The sequence below is a fragment of the Bacillus sp. Au-Bac7 genome, from assembly GCF_021341655.1.
In the GTDB taxonomy this organism is placed as follows: domain Bacteria; phylum Bacillota; class Bacilli; order Bacillales; family Cytobacillaceae; genus Niallia.
Map to the genome: position 1 here is coordinate 129,279 of NZ_JAJTTG010000003.1, position 18,443 is coordinate 147,721.

Here is an 18,443-nt window from a genome sequence, read left to right on the forward strand (position 1 = left end):
GAAAACCGCTTCAGGACGCCGTTTTTTGCTAGTTAAACAAACGTTTGATTAAAGATAACTGCAGAAAAAAAAGAAGCTTCCATGGCTGGAGCTTCTTTTTTTCATCAGCTGTTCAGCTGCTTATCTACTAAATCAGCAACTAAAATATACCGTTTCGGAGCATCTCCGATATAGTTAAACGGATAGCAGGTTGTGACAGTTAATGTTGCTTTCGGTTTTGGAACGATAACCGTTCTATCATCCTTATCAACAATTCTGACCCGTTTCACTTTATACGTAAATTCCCCAGCAGCTGTCTTCACTGTTAGAAGATCACCTTTGCCAACTTCCCCAAGTCTTCTAAACACAGTATCTCGATGGCCGGAAAGCACCGTATTGTCCTCTTCACCAGGCATAACACTGCCTGCAAAATGACCAACGCCCTTTTCCAGCTCATCTTCATCTGTGCCATGAATGATTGGAAGAGTCGCCTCTAGCTTCGGAATAAGCAGATCCCCCATATAGTCCCCTACTGTTGGCATTTCTGCATAAAGCGGAGTCTCATCTGCTGGCTCTTCCGGCTCTTCCTCCACTGCCGGAGGAGCTTCCGTTTTCTCCTCTTCTTCCTTCGGCAAATCATCTGCTTTCACTTGCTCTGTCTTATAAAGGAAATAGCCCTTTAAAAAAGGATAAAAGTTGGAGCTGGTAAACCAGACTCCAACTATAATGACAGCAGCAGTCAATGAAAGAAGAATCCATTGCTTACGGCTATTTCCTCTTCTGTTTTTATTGGCTGCCCGCATTTTTTATTGTCCTTTCACCCAAACACGTCTAAACAACACAACACCAGCAAGCACAATCACAAGTCCAATGATTGTATTTTGCAAGTAGTCAGAAGCAGTGTTTGGCAGCTTTCCGCCTTTTACAGTCTTTTCAACCGCTTTAGTAGCTGTTTTTACTGGAATTTCTTTTACGATTTGTTCTGCTTCTTGAAGGTCTTTACCAGTCTCTTTGATTATTTCAGAACCGAACATTTCATTCGTCAGAATGATATCTGCAAGGAAATCACCTTGTTTATTGTAAAGCTCAATCAGCAAGTCTGCACCATCTGTTGACGTCATCGTCATCATGCTTTGTACAGATAATGGTTTTTTCACACCATCTTTAACAAGATAATACTTCACATCAAGCTGCAAAATATCCAGCATGTCATTCGAGATATCCAATAGCTCAGCAATTTGCTCTGCTGTCAGGTCATCTGCAGAATCGAATTCACCAAATGCCATCATTCTTTCGCTCAATGTATATAGCTGATCCTCAAAATCAGGGTTTTCTTCATAAATTGTTATAAAATGCTCAAGCAATCTGTCCATTTCTTCTTCTGTCAGGTCCATGGATAGGAACAGCTCATCAATCTCTGCTTCTAAATCTGCTCCACCATTCATGTAATAATCTACAGTAGAGTCAAGGTCTTCGATAAATTCATAGTGATCGATAGACTCATCAAACTGCTGAAGATACTCTTCTAATTCATCAGCAGATGCAAAGCCGTATCTTTCTACAAGCTCTTGCAGGTTCTCATCATTGATAAGTGTGCCATAAGTATCATCTAAATAGTAGCCAACATAATCATAAACCTCTTCAGCGAAAAGAAGGTATTCGCTATCAAGAACGTCTTGTCCCAATTCAATATCACCATAATCAGCAAGAAGCTCATTTAACTCTTCTCTTGTTAGATCATAGTCTGTCAAAATTGGCTCGATAGATTCTTCTGTTAATGGTGTGCCCAGCTCATCAGCAGATTCGAAATCTTCCAAATACCAATCTTTGCTTTCTAAGTAATCGATATAATCCTGCTTTTCCCAGCCGATTTCTTCTAAAAATGCTTCGAAATCCTTATCATTAGATTCCATTGCAAACGAAGTTACAGGCAGAAGGCTTAAAGCCAGTAAAATAGCTGTAAACAAACAAAGTAAACGCTTCATTGGTTCCCCCTACTATCTCTATTTTTAGTTTTCAATTTATTATACTTGCAGAAAAAGGGATTAGAAACAAAAATATTTTCCTAAAATAAAATATTTTTGTTGCTTTTTTACTAGAAACCCATACCGAGTAAGAAAAGTAACTATTTTACAATAAATGCATTATACAAAGGGAGATTAGCTTGGAAAAAATCACTTAAATAAGGAAGATATCCAATCTACATCTGCCGTGTTAAGCAGCTTCAGCATCCTTTCTGCCACTTTTTGATACGGCATTTTCATAATCAAACCAAATGCCCTCTTGATCTATTGATTTACTTCCCAGTCTGTACCGATTATTCATATGATGAGCTGTAACCTTATTAGGCAGAATCTCTTCTCCCCAAATCATGGTTGTTCCCTCTTTAGGACAAACAGCTAACTCCACAATAAATGAAACGCCCCATTTATTGAATTGGAAGGTAATTAAATCAATATTGTTTTATTCCTTCTTCTGAAATGGTTAAGAGAACCTTTAAAGCCTTGTCGCCTTAAAACAGGAATGACTACCTCTTTTAACGCAGTGAGCATTTCTCTTCTTTGATCTGACAGCATTCCATTACTCCTTGTCGTGTAGTTAAGTTAGACTGCAGTACTGCTTTCCCTCAATCTTAGCAGCTGTCCTACACTGAAAAAAATAATTTATTTCTAACACTGTAAACATTTCAAGCAAACAAGCATACTCTAACTCTTGAACAAAATAAAAAGCCCTAATAAAATTAGGACTTTTCCTCAAAAATCTTTCACCATATATGCATGAATAACATAAGATACATCCTGGGCATAGGCAAATGCCGTTAAAAAAACACATAGAGCTCCCTTTTAGCAGGTAAGCTTACCGGCGGCCTACATTGGTATTCAGCTTTGCCAATTCAGACTCTAACAGGCTCATCAATTCCTTCACTGTAGCACCCTCATTGCCTTTATTGTACACACTCAGCAATAATGTCTTGAAGTCCTCTTTATTGTCAGCCATATTATCGCTCCATTTTTTATTTTTTTATTTCAACAAACATCAGTTCATGAACATGAAAATATTTTATATTATATGCCTGATTTCCAAGAACGTTATTTAGTGTTAAGCCCTTTCTAAAATGAAAGAGCACAATCCCTGATTGATTCCCATTTTTAACGGCTGATAAACTGGTTAGCTTGGACTAATTTACATAAATGAATAAAGCAGCTAATAACGCTTTGTTATTAGCTGCTTTTAGTTAAATGTTCTGGATAGAGAATTTTTCATGTTTATGATTAGAAGCAGAGGGTTACTTGCCGTGCATCTAGATGAATCAATATGCTATTTGATACTAAATATTTTCAAGAAGAGAAAGATATTGAAGTGAAATTTTTTATTGTTTTCTCCATTTTTTCCGCTGGAGAATAACAAATAGGGAGGATATCGTGATGCCCATCAGCAAAGCAAGCACAGCAGCACCAATATAAAACGGGGCAGACGGCCAGTAATGGTTTGTATAGAAGATAAAACAGGCAAAAATAAGAAGAACAGCTAAAAACAGTTCAAACACTAACGTAACAAACAGAAACGCTAAATAAGGCCTGACAATTGCTTTATGCGACACATGTTCTAACGTCATGCCTTGCCACCAAAGCTCCCCGAGACGGCTGAGTTTCTTCATCCCCCATCACCTCAATTATATTGTTAATTCATTGTATGTTGGGGGTGAGGGAGATTTTCATCGTTCCTTTAAATATTGTCAGCTACATAAATATTAGGATCGAGAAAAGAAGTATTGACCATTAGCAGCAAGTAACCATAAAACTTTTAATTAATTTTTATCTTCACTATTTCCTCTACGCTATTTTTATTTGTATTTAATATAAGATAGACTGCTTTAATATCTTCTACAGCAGCAGTTGCGTCTACTTCATTAAAGGAACTTTTTTCAGTTAATTCTTTAAGTGATGTTAATTTATTTGTCACCTTAACAATGGAGTCATACTCCATATATTTATATACAATTTCTAAATCAGAACTTAATAGCTTATGATAAAAATGCTGCACAGATTGTTGTATATCAGTATTCCTTACAGGAGATTTCTTAGCAATTTCATCTAAAGTATTTTCACATTTATAAATTAACTCCTCAAGAACTTCCAATCTTACTTTAGACGCTTCTAAAAAAAGCATAAAGTTTCGCCGGTCTATTCTTTCCTTCACTATGTAGCATGTTAATAGTGTTCCAATACAAGCCACTATAACTCCAGTTATTCCTCCAATTATTTCATTAAGCATGTAGAAAAGCAGCCATATCCACAACAAAAGAAGCGCAAAAATAATTATATATACTTTATAAGATTTCATTTTTCTCAATTTACCGCCTCCTACGCCTATTATTAAGAAAAGAATATTGCTTTAATACAAATTATAACATTTTTGTATATTTATCTTAATTTAATTCTATTAAATTAAAAAACTAAAGTCGATTTCGATAAATTATATATTTATTAACTGAGCTACCAAAGATGACACTAGCTACTATAGTACTATGCTTCTGTAGAAAATTGTCGAACTTTTTTTCTTTATCTAAGTAACTATTTAAAGTAATATTAAAAATGCGACAAAATACCTATACAGGAGTTCATATGTTACATTCTATGATAGACAATCAAGAGCTAGATACAGATTGGATAGAATTGATTTCATATGCTAAGGAGATAGGTATGTCCATAGAGGAAATTAGAAAGATTCTCACTATACTTAAACCTGCTTAAGGTTCTTTTTAGCATAATAATCATTCATCATTAACTTTCTCTCCCTTCCATAAGGAAAGGAGAGTTTTTTATTACTTTCCACTATCTCTTCTCAAATACTGGATTAAGATTTCATCCAGTCATGATAAATTCTTTATAAGATGTTGCTGCAAGTTCCCTACCCCAATGTGTCTACAACTAATAAAAATAGCTGTTTCGCTTAGTGTTTAATGAAAAAAAGCAGGAGATTATCTCCTGCTTTTAGTGCTATCTTTTATGTGATTATTTTCACAAATATTCATTGCTCTATTCAAGCCTTACTATTACTTTTTACAGCTGTGCCGTTCTCCAAGCCCGCACATTCTCCCGTCTATACACATCTGCTTTATCCACTGACTGGAACAGATTCATTTTATATTGAACAACCTCTTTTGCAGCGTCAATGCAATCAGGATAAATAGCATTTGGATCCCACAGCTCTGTTTCAGCAAGTATTTCACGACACTTTTTGTAGAAGGCGTATTTATAATCTGAGGAGATATTAACCTTCTGAATGCCGATTTTAACTGCCTCGGCAATCTCCTCATCTGGGTTGGCAGAGCCGCCATGCAAAACTAGCGGGATATCAACAACTTCTTTGATTTGGCGCAAAATATCCATGCGCAGCTGTGGCTTCATGTCTTTTGGATAAATACCGTGACAAGTGCCGATTGCGACTGCTAATGTGTCAACACCAGTGCTTTCAACGAATTCCCTCGCATCTTCTGGTCTTGTGTAAATAACCTCGGTTACGCCACCTTCAATTGTTGTGCCTGTATTGCCAATTGTTCCTAGCTCTCCTTCTACTGACACGCCAAGAGGATGGGCAATATCGACGATTTGCTTTGTAACTCTGATATTTTCTTCAAGAGGTAGAAGCGAACCGTCAATCATGACAGAGCTGAAGCCGACGTGGATGGCTCTCATAATACTTTCCACACTATCGCCATGATCAAGATGAAGCACAAATGGCACATGACTGTTTTTGATCCGAGCAAGCACATAGTGAAAGAAATCATCCTTTGTGAAATCTAGCTCTGTCGGGTGCACGGCGATAATAGCTGGTGAGTTGTTTTTCTCTGCCTCTTCGACAACCACTCTTAAGAAATTACTGTCCGCTACATTAAAGGCTCCTACTGCAAATTGGTGCTCCTGTGCCACTTCTAATAATTGCTTCATGTTTACTAACATTGTCTCTCCCCATTTCGATCAGATTTTTATAAAGACTTGCCTGTTGACTCAGATAAATCCATATAATATTTAACCATTTCCTTGCCAGCCTCGACTGTACCTTGGATAAGGCGGACATAATCGACAGTCTCATTTTCCTTTAAGTATTCTTGAATGCTGTTGACTTGAGCCTTCATGAAATCAGAACCAACATTTATTTTATTGATGCCAAGGGCAATTGACTTTTTAATATTTGCTTCTCCGCAGCCTGAGCCGCCATGAAGGACAAGGGGTATATTTGTTTCTGCTTTAATTTTCTCGACTATGTCAAAGCGGAATGGCGGCACATAGCCGTCTGGGTAGTCGCCATGACTTGAGCCATAAGAAATCGCTAAAGCATCAATTCCTGTTCGTCTTGCATACTCAATAGCTGCATCCGGGTCTGTGTACATATCATCATTGGTGAGATTATTGCGGGAAACAGAGCCGATATTGCCAATCTCGCCTTCCACACTGGCATCATAGGTTTGAGCAAATTCAACCATCTTTTTGGTAATCTCAATATTTTGTTCAAGCGGATAAGCAGATGCATCCATCATCACACTTGAAAAGCCGTCTCTTAAGCATCTTTTCACAAAGCCTACATCCTTGCCGTGGTCGAGATTAATTGCAACCTCAACGCTTGCGTCGCGTGCCATTTCAATAATCGGCTGTGTCAGCAATTTACTGCCAAGATGTGCTTGTAAATGGTCTTGCAGAAGATCAATGATAACAGGCGCTCTTAATTCTTGAGCTGCTAATATGACGGCCTTTGCTGTCTCTAAATTGAAGCAATTGATAGCCATCACAGCGTATTTTCCTTTGTTGGCACGTGCGAGCATGCCTTTCATGGAAACATACATAAGCCTCTTCCCTCCTGATTAAAATGAGATTTTTACATCAGATAAGTCCATATCTTCTTCCTCTGTTGTTTCCTCCGCTTTCTCGACAGGCTCCTTCTTCCAGAAGAACAGCATCAAGCCTGTTACAACAGAACCAATCAGCAATGCCAGACAGAATAGAAACGGATGATTCATGGCTGGTACGATGAACATGCCGCCAGATGGGACAGGTGAGCCTACACCCCACAGCATGGAGAAACCGCCGCCAACTGCTGCACCGAGTGTACAGGAAACAACTACTCTTACGATATCAACAGCAGCAATAGGAATAACACCTTCAGTAATCATACAAACACCCATTGGAAAAGCAATTTTGATATTATCTTCCTCTGATTTCGTATATTTCTTTTTCTTTAATGCCTTTGATAATACCCATGAGATAGCAACACCGAATGGCGGCACCATAGATGCGAGTATTTTAACGGCTTCTGGTTCATATATGCCTTCAAGCAGCAAGCCGTCGGCAAAGAGGGAGGCGACTTTATTGACAGGACCGCCGAAATCAAATGCTGCCATGCCGCCTAAGATTGCCCCAAACACAAACCTCATCGAGCCTTGCATGCTCGTCAAGAACGATGTTAAGCCATCTGTCGCCCACACAATCGGCACCCCAAGTACAAAGAACATGAGAAGCCCGACGACGAGACTGGAGATGAGAGGAATAATCATCATTGGCATAAGCCCTTCCGCCCATCTTGGCACCTTCAAGTTATTCTTTAAGAAGAGTACAAAGTAACCGACAATAAAACCGCCAAGCATGCCTCCTAAGAAGCCAGCACCAATCGCATTAGCAATCAACCCCATCAGCAAGCCAGGTGCAATTCCTGGACGATCAGCAATCGAGTAGGCAATCGCCCCGGCAATGACCGGAGCAAGCAGCCCCATTCCTAGTACACCTAATGACACAAGAGCGGATGGAATCGAGAAGGCTTCTTGGTAGTTTTCAATAACAGTCCCGCCTGTCAGATTCCCGATCGCAATTAGTAAACCTGAAGCCACTACTAATGGCAGCATATAGGAAATTGCAGTTAACGCATGCTTTTTAATTTGCAGTTTTTTCAGCATATAAAAGACCCCTTCACTGGTTTTTGTTTAATTCAGCTTCAATCTTTTTGTATAGCTGCTTAGGTGCTTTAATAGCAATATGTGTCGGCACCTCCACAATTCTTTTGCCCTTAAAACGCTCCTTTCCGCTCACCTTTATATCTGCGGCAATGATGACAAGATCAGCTGCTTTTATTTCATCCGCTGTCAGCTCATCCTCAATCCCGATTGTTCCTTGTGTCTCAATCCTGACTTTATGGCCAAACTCCTGTCCTGCCTTAATCAGCTTTTCCTTCGCAATATACGTATGTGCAATTCCAGAGGTACAAGCAGAGATTCCAACAATGTTCATAAGATATTCCTCCTGTCAGTTGTTTTCAGCAAAGATCTCAATGAATTCTTTTCTTGTCTTAAGGGACTGGAACTTTTCAATTTTCTCCTCATCAGCAAGCAAGACAGCAACCTTCTGCAGGAGCTTAATATGGGTTGTTGTCTTGTCGCTATTCTTGACAGCAAATAAGATAATAATATTAATCGGTCCCCCATCCAGCGACTCCCACTCTATCTCCTTATTTGTCCTGCCGATGGCAATTGATGTTTTTTGAACAAAGTCTGACTTACCGTGAGGAATGGCAATCCCCTTTTCCAAGCCAGTCGGCCCGGCATTTTCACGAAAAAGGACATCCTCTATAAATGCTTCTTCATCTGTTACGCAACCGTTTACAAATAAAAGGTGGGTTAATTCAGCAATAACACCAAGCTTAGTTGTCGCCTGTAAATCGAGATTAATTAACTCCTCTGTCACAACTTTTGTAAAGTCTAAGTCATCCATTTTCACATCCATTTTGATCCTCCTATTTATTTCTTTATAGCCATCATCTGTTATAGATGATTACTTGATTTTTGTAGTAATCCTTAATAAACTGATCAATCTTGTATTTATCATCTTCATTTAATATCGGGCTGACCAGGATTGTCGGCTTGTCGCTGATGCTGTGTGTTTTCACTGTGGAAATGACCAGCTCAACATCCTCATAATCAGACTGCTTAATGCGCTCTTGAGCGATGATTTTATTAATGTGAATATTCGGAAAGTTTTTCCTGATTTTTTCACTCAGCATATGAGACGTGCCAACTCCACTCGTACATTCAATTAAAATCGGAATCTGGTTCACAAAGCGATCATCATAGGAAATTTGAAAATACAGCGTAATATAACCAATTTCTTCATCTGTCAGATGCTTATCATAGATACCTTCTTCCATTAATTCATTTGCCGAAAATCGAACAAGCTGAAAAATATTAGAGAAATTCGTTTTAATTGATTTCAAGATTGGATTAATAATATAAATCTGGTGATTAAGGCGATAAACCATAGAGTGAAGATGCATCGTCAATCTTTCCCGCAGCTCTCTGTCCTCTGTAAACCGGTAGCCGCTGTTTCTCGAGACTCTGGAAATAAGCTGGTCTGCGAGAGCAATAACCTGGTTATTCAACAATACTTCAGACTGCTGGTTAAGCAGAAATCGGGAGTTAAGCTTATAAGCCTTTAAAATATAGTAGAGATTCAGCATTTCATAATGCTTTAATTGGAAGGAAAATTGCTTTTCAAGCTTTTCAGCTAAAGAACGAACCATTGGATAGATGGCAGAGCTGTCGTCAATCTGTTCATAGATGATTTCCTCATTAGGAAACAGCTGGAGATGATGCGCTTGCTTTTCAATAATGGATAAAAGGGAGCAAAACAAAGTTAAATAATAGGGCTGATCTAAAAGCAAGTCCTGTTCCTCCTGAAACTCATGGAGAATCTGCTTTATTTCTGCTAATCTCCCATTCTTCACCTGAATGTCCTTAATGGAATCAGGAATATCATACTGACAAAACGGATCGCCAATCTGCGTTAAATAGCTTTCAATAATAACAGCCATCAGCCTATACAGAGAGAATTGATCACCACTGATGAAGGTTCCCTCATTCGTCCGAGATAAGCGGATGCCATATGGCACAAGCTTCTTCTCAATATGCTTAAAATCATTCAAGATAGAGCTCTGACTGACAAAATAGCGCTCCGAGATTTTCTGAATAGAAGTCTTGCATGGGGCAATCGAAAGGAGAAATAACAACAAATCTAAACGCCGCTCATTAGGATGCTCGAACTGATCACAATGTGCTGACTCCTCTTCTTCCAATATCTCCAGCAAATAACCATTATTCTCTTTCTTCGTGAGCCGATAAGCAGAGCAATGATTCCCAATATCCTGCATATCACGATAAATCGTCTTCCGTGAAACAGCCAGCCGCTCCGCCAACTCAGAGGCCGTCACAAACCTCCTCTCTCCCAGCAGAATTTCAATAATTTCACATTGACGCTTATTCATGAACTTTCATCACCTCGTTTCTATGCTCTTATCTTACCAACGTGTAAGCGGATACACAATTACAATTTTGGGGTGGATTTTGTGTCCTTATTGGAGGGATACTAACATTGCCTATCATTCAAGATTCCTATTTTTGGTTAATATCATGCGATAATTGAAGAGATTCTAGTCTAAAACATTAAAAAATATAAAAAAGTCTCCTAAATATATGAAGTTTATTATATACTTACAATATTATAGAGTATCGGAGGCTAAATTTTGTGAGTGAATTAAATCAAGAAAAATCCTTTGGGGTAAACTTGATATTAATTGGATTAATTGCTTCTATTATGATTCAATATCCTATAACCCATAATGCATACCACTTATTTCTTGGCTTACTATTGGTCATGATTTTAATAAGGTTTACACAAACTGGTATCAAGTTTAAAAATTTAAATTTATTTTTTTCTTTCACTTTTATATTTGGTTTTATTTATCTAGCTTTTTCAGCTTTAGATAATAGCAGTTTCTTTATTCGTAACTACTTGCTAATGTTCTTGTTAATTTTTTATATGTATCTTATGTTTTCAAAAGAAGGACAAGGCTATGCAATAAAAACCTATAAACAATTGGCCTTACTTCTTAATACACTCTCAGTTTTCAATCTTTACCAAGTTATCTTTAATAAACCCTTATTATTAAAATTTATGGAGTTAAGAACAGTAGGGTACAATTACCATTTAGGAACCGATCAATATCGTACTATGTCTGTTTTTGATCACCCAATTATCTGTGGATTATTTTTTGTAATTGCATTTTTGATAAATATTTATGTAATAAAATCACCAATAATAAAATATCCTTTACAATTTTTGCTATTACTAAATATATATTCTACAATGTCAAGAAGTGCTTGGATTGCATTAGTTATTGTTTTTCTAGTTTATGGAATACTTAACTTTAAAAAAATATTTAAAATTCCCAAAAATATCCGACTAACTTATAATCAAATACTATTTATTTATATAGGAATAATTTTTGCTCTTTTGGGCTTAGGTATGTTAATTCTAAACTTTAATGAGTTATATGAAGCTATAATAAAAAGATTTGGGGACTCATTGAGTTTTAACTCAACTGATGGATCAAGTTTACAACGTACTATGACTATAAGCTTAATACTTGAACACATGAAAAATAGTAATTTGGTTAATTTATTTTTTGGATATGGGAGTAGTAAGGTAGGACCTTTTATGGTTGCTCATCCAATTACGATGCAAGGTTTTTCCACTACAGATAATCAGTATCTAGCTTGGTTTTTTGAACTAGGTCTTATAGGAATTATAGCCTATTTAGCCACTCTTTTTTTCATTCTAAAAAAAATATTTAATAAATCTCGGAATTGGGTATCAGAATTATCATTACTTTGTTTAATTGTAATAAGCATTGAGTTATTCTTCTTTGAACTTTTTGAATGGCAAGCTGTTGGGTTAATTTTAGCTTTTGTTGTATCATGCTTAACTTTCAATCATGAAAAGCCTAATAAAATAGAAACTACCAATATAAGTGAATTTAAAAATGTAAGTTAAGTAAATATATACAAATAAAGCAAGAAATTCTTAAAAAATAAAATGAGCTACATGAGAATATATATTTAACCTGAGTCCTAATTTTACACGGATTCAGGTTATTTATTTTATTGATAATAAGACTGTTTTTTTATAAAAAGCTTAACAACATCTATTACATCACTGTTTAGACTAGTATTAATCAACTCATAGATTTTTTAAAGAATGATATAATAATCAATACCTGTTTTTTTAGATACTCATAGTACCAATTGCATATAATAATGATTTTCATATATATCTTTAACTTCCTACTTTCTTACATTATATTACCCTTTTCACCCTATAAACATCTATTTTTACTCAAATCTAAAAATCTCTAACATCCTTTTCTTTTATTATTTCTTTAACTATTATTCTTTGTCCTGTTTTAAACTCAATCTTTTATAATTATAGATATATCTCTTTCTTCTTTATTCATCCTGTTTTATTTTTTCAAAAAAACCTTATAGCGGACAGAGAAATTTCTACTATAAGGTAATTAACCTTTTCATGTTTAAGAAGGCTTATTATAGATTTATTTAGTATCAGATGTAGAAAACTCTACCTTTATGTTTACATTTTGAATATTGTCTAGATGTATACTTAGTTTTTTTAATCCTTCATTCTTACTATTGCTTACTGTTGCTGAATTACTTAATGGGTTAGCATCTAAAACTGAAAATTTAGCTTTCTCTGGAGATTTAAGTTTTACATACAGGATTTTTTCATCCTTAACCAAAATAGCTGTTTTTTTGTCTGTACTCAGACCAATATTGGCCTGAGTATGCATAAACCAATAGACTTCAGAATTTTTTTCCATTTTCACTTCATCTTCCAACAATACTTTCTTTCTATCATTAATAAGAGACAAAGTTCTTTTAATTAAAGTTGCATTTTCATATGCTTTAGTCAAATCAACTGTAACACTAGAACTTTCCTTATCCGTTTTAAAATCACTTAACTTCCCAACAGCATTACTTATCTGGTTTGGATTTGTATTTGGATTAATAACTAAAGTATTCTGGCCTTCTGTTCCCTTTCTATAATATGACCATCTTTTTCCACTCATTTGAAAATAGCCGGGCGAGTTATAATTATCAGTTCCTAGTTCCTCTGCCCACCGAACGCCCTCTGCATCTAAGACGAATGTACCAATATCTAAATCTCCATGACTCGCTTGATTATCTCCTCCATGAATTCCCACAAATATTGAATTAGGATTCGTCCATGATTCTCTCATAGTAACTGTTCCTGTTTTAATATTAGAAAAATATCTATCAAGAGGAAGTTCATTATTGTCTTGACTATAATTTGAAGAATTCTTATACCAAATTAAATTCATTGCATTATATTTTTTCATAGCTGGAACTGCAAGCTCAGGATAGCTATACTTATTAGAAAACCACAGCAATTGAGATAAATTATTGTAATTATCTTTTCCTGAATCCCCTAGGTTAAACAGTCCACCTGGACCTCTCATATATATGTAAAAATAACCAGTTTCTGATAACCCTTTCTTAGTGGAAAGGCCATAATCTGTACCTAGGGATGTATCCATTGCTGAAATAAAATACGCTATATATTTTGTTGCATAATTCCAATATCCAGGTCCTTCTTCTGTACCCCCATCTTCAGCATAAGATGAAAGGGAATTATCAATAGATGCTACAGCATTATCCAGTATATCCGCTGATATATTTTCCGTTTTTGATGATTCATCAGCAATTGCTAGTGCACTAACAATTAGACCACTGTTTACAACAGTATTCCAATTGTTTGTTGCATCCTTCCAAAATATAGGTAAACCATCTACGTCCTGATCACTATTATAAATCTTTAAAGCAGGTCTGAACGCTTTTTCAATAATTGCATTTTCAAGTACTGCTTTTTGTTTTGGCCTTAAATAATCATATAACCAATCATATCCTATAGCTACCGCTGTTGCCATTTCAGCAGTATCTAAAAAATGTGAAGGATTCCAATCCTGAAAACCAGATACTTTCTCTAACTCTTTCCAAGCTCTCTCTGCATAATGCCAGTCTCCTGTAATTTGGTACATTAAGGACAAGGTTATTGTCCTATCTAATACTGTCTGGCTCACAGATAAAATCCTAATACCATCATTCTTTTCATAAGAGGAAAGTGGCTGATTCAGTAAGTTATTAGCATCCTCACTTAAAGTTTCATACCATTGTTTGCTATAACTGTCTAATTTAATATCCTCTTTTATCTTTTGAAAATCATTTTCAGTTGCCATTATCCTGGGATGTTGTTTATTAGGCGAGTTACTTTTTAAATCTTGTATTATTTCTTGGGGAGTAGGATTTTCAACCCTTTCATTCTGTTGTTTATCTTTTTCCATTTTTTTACTATCATATATTTCATTTGTCCCTTTCATTTGTATAAATAGATAGAGGAAAACAGATATTATTAAGATAGCTACTATATATAATTGATTTTTCTTAAACTTCATATAATTCCCCCACATTCCTTATCGAAGACAATTATTCCTAATTTAGTATTTAATCCTGCAAATTTTAATCAATAGGATAAAGAGAAACTAATTATGACTAGAAAATAACAATTTTAATTTGTACAGAGGTAAAAAGAGGAGTATTAAATTGAAAAGAACTATTAGATAGAAAAAAAGAAAAGAATAAATTACATCAAATTTAAAATGGGGTTCTTTCATAGAAAGTCCCCATTTCGTTTTACTTTATAACTTCTTCTAAAATCAAAGAAAATTCCTTAACATCAGGTCTACCAATAGATTGATAGTTAATGCCAGCTTCCTTCGCTGCAGTCAATGAATAACAATTACGTCCATCATATACATATGGAGTCTTCATTTTTTCTCTGAACAAGTTCAAGTCAATAGTTTTTATTTCATCCCACTCTGTAAACACAAAGCAAATGTCTGCATCTTCCAAAACCTTTTCAGCAGAATCCTCATACACAACTTGTGTCGGATAAATCTTCTTGAAGTTCTCTACTCCAACTGGATCAAATGCATGAACTTTGGCACCTTGATTCAATAACAAACGAACGTTTGGAATAGATGGAGCTTCCCTTAAATCATCCGTACCCGGTTTAAACGTTAATCCAAGAACAGCTACCTTCAATCCTTGGAAGGTAGGGAAATCTTGTCTTGCCTTCTTAATTAGCTTAAAGCGCTGCTTTTCATTTACCTCGATAGCTGCTTTAACCGTTCGAAGAACATAACCTTCTTCCTCCGATAACCAGTGTAGTGCCTTCGTATCTTTCGGGAAGCAAGATCCGCCATAACCAATTCCAGGGTTCAAGAACTTATTACCAATACGAGCATCATAGCTCATTCCGTTCGTAACATCCTCTATATTAGCACCAACTGCTTCACATAGGTTTGCGATATCATTTACAAAGGAAATTTTTAGTGCCAAGAAGTCATTTGAAGCATACTTAACCATCTCTGCACTGCGACGGTTCATAGAAAGGATTGGCTGATTGAATGGTTCATAAATTCCAGTCAGCACTTCCTTCGCTCGATCACTTTCAACCCCAATTACAATACGAGATGCATTCAATGTGTCCCTAACTGCTGTCCCTTGTGCAAGGAACTCAGGATTAGAAGCAACTTCTACATTCACATCGTGTTTTAGATGATTTTTAATGAAGACTTCCACCTTATCATTTGTCCCAATAGGAACCGTTGACTTAATGACAACTAGGCAGTCTCTTTGAATATTTTCGGCAATTTGACGGGCAACTGTATAAACAAAGTTTAAGTTTGCTGATCCATCCTCATTTTCTGGAGTTCCTACCCCAATGAAGATAACATCTGACTGTGCATAAGAGCTTTCATAATCAGTTGTAAATGCTAATTTGCCAGCTTGAGAGTTTTTAACGATCAATTCATCTAACTGTGGTTCATAAATAGGGGATATACCTTTGTTCAAAAGGTCAATCTTATCCTGAATATTATCCACACATGTAACCGAATGACCCACTTCAGCTAAACAAACACCTGTGACTAGCCCAACATAACCTGTTCCTGCTACTGTGATATTAGTCAATTCGAAGTCCCCCTTTTATAATTTTGAAAACAATATTAGGAGCAATTTAGATTAATTCTTAATTGTTCTTAAGTTAAAAAGTATATTGACTTTCAAAATAATTTTGATATTCACCACTAATAATTTGCTCCCACCATTCTTTATTATCTAGATACCATTGGATAGTTTGAGCAATTCCTGTTTCAAACGTATAAGTAGGTTCCCATCCTAATTTTTCTAGCTTAGTAGGATCAATTGCATAACGTTTATCGTGTCCTAAACGGTCTGTTACAAATTCAATTAGTTCTTCAGATTTTCCTAGTGCACTGATAATAGTTTTTACTACTTCTAGATTTGTACGTTCATTATGTCCACCAACATTATACACTTCACCATTTTCACCCTCATGAAGTACTAAATCAATTGCAGCACAATGATCAATTACATGAAGCCAATCACGGATGTTTTTCCCGTCTCCATAAACTGGTATCTTCTGGTCATTTAAAACACGTGAAATTGTCAATGGAATTAATTTCTCTGGAAAATGGAAAGGACCATAATTATTGGAACAACGAGTAATATTAATTGGTAGACCAAACGTCTCATGGTATGCACGAACAAGCAAATCAGATGATGCTTTGCTGGCACTGTATGGGCTGTTAGGCTGTAATGGTGTATCTTCTGTAAAGAAAGTTGTTGGATCAAAATCCAGTTCTCCATATACTTCGTCTGTTGAAACATGAACGAATTTGCTAATTGAGAATTCCTTCGCAGCATCTAACAATACTTGTGTGCCCAATACATTTGTTTTCACAAATATACCAGGATCAGTGATTGATCTGTCCACATGGCTTTCTGCAGCAAAATGTGTGACATAATTAAATCTTTCCTCTTCAAAGAGTCTAAATATTGCTTCACGATCTGCAATATCTTCCTTTACAAAACGATAGTTCTCCTTATCTTCAAGCGACTTATGCTTTGTTAAATCCCCTGCATACGTTAATAGATCGAGATTGTATATATCATACTCAGGATATTTATTTACCATATACTGAACAAAGTTTCCTCCGATAAAACCTGCTCCACCAGTAACTAATATTTTTTTTCTCTCCACTTATTTCACCTCTTCTTGTAATACGGCTATATATCTTTGTAAAGCATCTTGCCAATCTGGTAGTCTATTAAACCCGCTATTTTCTAATTTATCCTTAGACATCCTTGAATTCTTTGGTCTTACCGCTTTAGTAGGATATTCTTCAGTACTTATATTATTTACTTCAACTTCTTTTCCTGCTACCTTAAATATTTCCTGTGCAAAATCAGCCCAGTTTGTAAATCCCTCGTTAGAGGCATGATAAATACCATATTTATCAGTAGCAATCATATCAAGCAATAACTTTGCCAAATCTACAGTATATGTTGGTGAACCAAACTGATCCCCCACAACATTTAAATTTGTTCGAGTTTCAGACAGTCTTAACATTGTTTTAATAAAATTATTACCATTAATCCCGAAAACCCAGGATATTCTTACAATGAAATACTTTTCAAGTATTTCCTGCACTATTTTTTCACCGTGATATTTTGTCTTACCATAGTATCCTTGAGGATTTGCTTTATCTCCCTCTGTAAATGGAGTATCTCCCGTTCCCTCATATACATAATCGGTACTTATATAAATAAATTTAGCATCTATTGTCTTTGCAGCTTCTGCCAAATATTTGGTCCCATTAACATTTACATTCCAACAAGTTTCTTTATCATCTTCAGCAGCATCAACTGCTGTATAAGCAGCACAATGAATGATTGCATCAGGTTTTGAGTTATGTATGTATGTTTTTACGCTTTCTTCATTTGTTATATCTAACTCTTTACGAGTAAGACCTAACATTTCATATTCACGTTTATTTCCTTCAAGCACAACATCATATCCAAGTTGGCCGTTGTAACCAGTCACAAGTATCTTCATTTACTTTCACCATAAATAAAGTTATTATCTGCTTCTTCAATACCTGGAGCGTTTTGATCTTTTTCTGAAAGTACTGGCGTTATATCTAATGGCCATTCTATATTAATATTAGGGTCATTCCAGATAATACCTCTATCGCATTCTGGAGCATATAAATTATCCACTTTATATTGAACCTCAACATCATTGGTAATTGTCATAAACCCATGCGCAAAGCCCTGTGGAATTAATAATTGCTTTTTATTTTCAGCAGAAAGCTCTATACCAAACCATTTTCCAAAAGTAGAACTTCCCTTTCTAATATCGACTGCAACATCATAAATAGCTCCCTTTGTACAACGAACTAGCTTTGTTTGAGCTTTAGGATTGAGCTGATAATGCAAACCTCTTAAGGTGCCCTTTGCTGCAGAGAAGGATTGGTTATCTTGAACAAACTTAATGTCTATACCAGCTTTTTGAAAGTTCTCTTCATTATATGTTTCCATAAACCAGCCTCGATGGTCTCCAAAAACTTTGGGTTCTACAACTTTTAATCCCTCAATGAAAGTATCTATAATATTCATATTAATC

The 18,443-nt window shown here is 35.8% G+C and carries 20 protein-coding genes; 2 read left to right on the plus strand and 18 right to left on the minus strand.

Annotated features, from left to right (window positions below):
• Nucleotides 1–104: 104 nt before the first annotated feature.
• From LXM54_RS13710 to LXM54_RS13735, 7 genes are all read right to left on the minus strand, one after another.
• Nucleotides 105–782 (minus strand): class D sortase, encoded by a 678-nt coding sequence (locus LXM54_RS13710; RefSeq protein WP_233315778.1) that lies wholly within the window; start codon nucleotides 780–782, stop codon nucleotides 105–107.
• A gap of 3 nt (nucleotides 783–785) precedes the next feature.
• Complete coding sequence (locus tag LXM54_RS13715; protein WP_233315779.1) at nucleotides 786–1,964, minus strand: processed acidic surface protein; 1,179 nt, start codon at nucleotides 1,962–1,964, stop codon at nucleotides 786–788.
• Nucleotides 1,965–2,193: 229 nt separating this feature from the next.
• The gene (locus LXM54_RS13720; protein WP_233315780.1) at nucleotides 2,194–2,388 is read right to left on the minus strand and encodes a hypothetical protein; all 195 of its coding nucleotides are present in this window, start codon (nucleotides 2,386–2,388) and stop codon (nucleotides 2,194–2,196) included.
• A gap of 38 nt (nucleotides 2,389–2,426) precedes the next feature.
• Nucleotides 2,427–2,555: a hypothetical protein gene (locus LXM54_RS28015; protein ID WP_267913398.1), complete on the minus strand. Its 129-nt coding sequence runs from the start codon at nucleotides 2,553–2,555 to the stop codon at nucleotides 2,427–2,429.
• A gap of 280 nt (nucleotides 2,556–2,835) precedes the next feature.
• Nucleotides 2,836–2,976, minus strand: coding sequence for a hypothetical protein (locus tag LXM54_RS13725; protein ID WP_233315781.1), 141 nt, complete (start codon nucleotides 2,974–2,976; stop codon nucleotides 2,836–2,838).
• 373 nt (nucleotides 2,977–3,349) lie between these two features.
• Entirely contained in the window at nucleotides 3,350–3,637 is a 288-nt protein-coding gene (locus LXM54_RS13730; RefSeq protein ID WP_233315782.1) for a hypothetical protein, read from the minus strand.
• Between the two features lie 146 nt (nucleotides 3,638–3,783).
• The gene (locus tag LXM54_RS13735; RefSeq protein WP_233315783.1) at nucleotides 3,784–4,332 is read right to left on the minus strand and encodes a hypothetical protein; all 549 of its coding nucleotides are present in this window, start codon (nucleotides 4,330–4,332) and stop codon (nucleotides 3,784–3,786) included.
• 284 nt (nucleotides 4,333–4,616) lie between these two features.
• On the opposite strand from LXM54_RS13735, the gene sinI reads away from it, so the two are divergent.
• Nucleotides 4,617–4,733: a DNA-binding anti-repressor SinI gene (sinI, locus tag LXM54_RS13740; protein ID WP_233316137.1), complete on the plus strand. Its 117-nt coding sequence runs from the start codon at nucleotides 4,617–4,619 to the stop codon at nucleotides 4,731–4,733.
• A gap of 309 nt (nucleotides 4,734–5,042) precedes the next feature.
• Here the strand turns inward: sinI and LXM54_RS13745 are convergent, their stop codons facing one another.
• Genes LXM54_RS13745 through LXM54_RS13770 form a run of 6 tightly spaced genes read right to left on the minus strand, consistent with a single transcriptional unit; the run spans nucleotide 5,043 to nucleotide 10,284 of the window.
• The gene (locus tag LXM54_RS13745) at nucleotides 5,043–5,942 is read right to left on the minus strand and encodes a ketose-bisphosphate aldolase (RefSeq protein WP_233315784.1); all 900 of its coding nucleotides are present in this window, start codon (nucleotides 5,940–5,942) and stop codon (nucleotides 5,043–5,045) included.
• A gap of 26 nt (nucleotides 5,943–5,968) precedes the next feature.
• The gene (locus LXM54_RS13750; RefSeq protein ID WP_233315785.1) at nucleotides 5,969–6,823 is read right to left on the minus strand and encodes a class II fructose-bisphosphate aldolase; all 855 of its coding nucleotides are present in this window, start codon (nucleotides 6,821–6,823) and stop codon (nucleotides 5,969–5,971) included.
• Between the two features lie 18 nt (nucleotides 6,824–6,841).
• Nucleotides 6,842–7,924 carry a PTS fructose transporter subunit IIC gene (locus LXM54_RS13755; protein WP_233316138.1) on the minus strand — a complete coding sequence of 361 codons (1,083 nt, stop codon included), beginning with the start codon at nucleotides 7,922–7,924 and terminating at the stop codon, nucleotides 6,842–6,844.
• Nucleotides 7,925–7,940: 16 nt separating this feature from the next.
• The gene (locus LXM54_RS13760; RefSeq protein WP_233315786.1) at nucleotides 7,941–8,258 is read right to left on the minus strand and encodes a PTS fructose transporter subunit IIB; all 318 of its coding nucleotides are present in this window, start codon (nucleotides 8,256–8,258) and stop codon (nucleotides 7,941–7,943) included.
• 15 nt (nucleotides 8,259–8,273) lie between these two features.
• A complete protein-coding gene (locus LXM54_RS13765) occupies nucleotides 8,274–8,744 on the minus strand; it encodes a PTS sugar transporter subunit IIA (RefSeq protein WP_396953783.1) in 471 nt (156 codons plus the stop codon).
• Between the two features lie 37 nt (nucleotides 8,745–8,781).
• The gene (locus tag LXM54_RS13770) at nucleotides 8,782–10,284 is read right to left on the minus strand and encodes a BglG family transcription antiterminator (protein ID WP_233315788.1); all 1,503 of its coding nucleotides are present in this window, start codon (nucleotides 10,282–10,284) and stop codon (nucleotides 8,782–8,784) included.
• A gap of 260 nt (nucleotides 10,285–10,544) precedes the next feature.
• Here LXM54_RS13770 and LXM54_RS28285 point away from each other — a divergent pair, with 260 nt between their 5' ends.
• Entirely contained in the window at nucleotides 10,545–11,852 is a 1,308-nt protein-coding gene (locus LXM54_RS28285; protein WP_233315789.1) for an O-antigen ligase family protein, read from the plus strand.
• A gap of 556 nt (nucleotides 11,853–12,408) precedes the next feature.
• On the opposite strand, the gene LXM54_RS13780 is transcribed toward LXM54_RS28285, so the two are convergent.
• The 5 genes from LXM54_RS13780 to rfbC form a co-directional block, all read right to left on the minus strand.
• The gene (locus tag LXM54_RS13780; RefSeq protein ID WP_233315790.1) at nucleotides 12,409–14,346 is read right to left on the minus strand and encodes a heparinase II/III domain-containing protein; all 1,938 of its coding nucleotides are present in this window, start codon (nucleotides 14,344–14,346) and stop codon (nucleotides 12,409–12,411) included.
• Between the two features lie 238 nt (nucleotides 14,347–14,584).
• On the minus strand, nucleotides 14,585–15,925 hold the full coding sequence (locus tag LXM54_RS13785) for a UDP-glucose dehydrogenase family protein (RefSeq protein ID WP_233315791.1): 1,341 nt from the start codon (nucleotides 15,923–15,925) through the stop codon (nucleotides 14,585–14,587).
• A 73-nt stretch (nucleotides 15,926–15,998) separates the two neighbouring features.
• On the minus strand, nucleotides 15,999–17,018 hold the full coding sequence (gene rfbB / locus LXM54_RS13790) for a dTDP-glucose 4,6-dehydratase (protein WP_233315792.1): 1,020 nt from the start codon (nucleotides 17,016–17,018) through the stop codon (nucleotides 15,999–16,001).
• The gene (rfbD, locus tag LXM54_RS13795; RefSeq protein ID WP_233315793.1) at nucleotides 17,019–17,873 is read right to left on the minus strand and encodes a dTDP-4-dehydrorhamnose reductase; all 855 of its coding nucleotides are present in this window, start codon (nucleotides 17,871–17,873) and stop codon (nucleotides 17,019–17,021) included.
• The gene (rfbC, locus tag LXM54_RS13800) at nucleotides 17,870–18,436 is read right to left on the minus strand and encodes a dTDP-4-dehydrorhamnose 3,5-epimerase (protein WP_233315794.1); all 567 of its coding nucleotides are present in this window, start codon (nucleotides 18,434–18,436) and stop codon (nucleotides 17,870–17,872) included. Before rfbC ends, rfbD begins: the two co-directional genes overlap by 4 nt.
• Between the last annotated feature and the right edge of the window lie 7 nt (nucleotides 18,437–18,443).

What these genes read in the sequence shown, in the direction of transcription:
- LXM54_RS13710 (WP_233315778.1), bottom strand. Translation starts at nt 782, where the DNA reads ATGCGGGCAGCCAATAAAAACAGAAGAGGAAATAGCCGTAAGCAATGG.
- LXM54_RS13715 (WP_233315779.1), bottom strand. Translation starts at nt 1,964, where the DNA reads ATGAAGCGTTTACTTTGTTTGTTTACAGCTATTTTACTGGCTTTAAGC.
- LXM54_RS28015 (WP_267913398.1), bottom strand. Translation starts at nt 2,555, where the DNA reads ATGCTGTCAGATCAAAGAAGAGAAATGCTCACTGCGTTAAAAGAGGTA.
- LXM54_RS13725 (WP_233315781.1), bottom strand. Translation starts at nt 2,976, where the DNA reads ATGGCTGACAATAAAGAGGACTTCAAGACATTATTGCTGAGTGTGTAC.
- LXM54_RS13730 (WP_233315782.1), bottom strand. Translation starts at nt 3,637, where the DNA reads ATGAAGAAACTCAGCCGTCTCGGGGAGCTTTGGTGGCAAGGCATGACG.
- sinI (WP_233316137.1), top strand. Translation starts at nt 4,617, where the DNA reads ATGATAGACAATCAAGAGCTAGATACAGATTGGATAGAATTGATTTCA.
- LXM54_RS13745 (WP_233315784.1), bottom strand. Translation starts at nt 5,942, where the DNA reads ATGTTAGTAAACATGAAGCAATTATTAGAAGTGGCACAGGAGCACCAA.
- LXM54_RS13750 (WP_233315785.1), bottom strand. Translation starts at nt 6,823, where the DNA reads ATGTATGTTTCCATGAAAGGCATGCTCGCACGTGCCAACAAAGGAAAA.
- LXM54_RS13760 (WP_233315786.1), bottom strand. Translation starts at nt 8,258, where the DNA reads ATGAACATTGTTGGAATCTCTGCTTGTACCTCTGGAATTGCACATACG.
- LXM54_RS13770 (WP_233315788.1), bottom strand. Translation starts at nt 10,284, where the DNA reads ATGAATAAGCGTCAATGTGAAATTATTGAAATTCTGCTGGGAGAGAGG.
- LXM54_RS13780 (WP_233315790.1), bottom strand. Translation starts at nt 14,346, where the DNA reads ATGAAGTTTAAGAAAAATCAATTATATATAGTAGCTATCTTAATAATA.
- rfbD (WP_233315793.1), bottom strand. Translation starts at nt 17,873, where the DNA reads ATGAAGATACTTGTGACTGGTTACAACGGCCAACTTGGATATGATGTT.
- rfbC (WP_233315794.1), bottom strand. Translation starts at nt 18,436, where the DNA reads ATGAATATTATAGATACTTTCATTGAGGGATTAAAAGTTGTAGAACCC.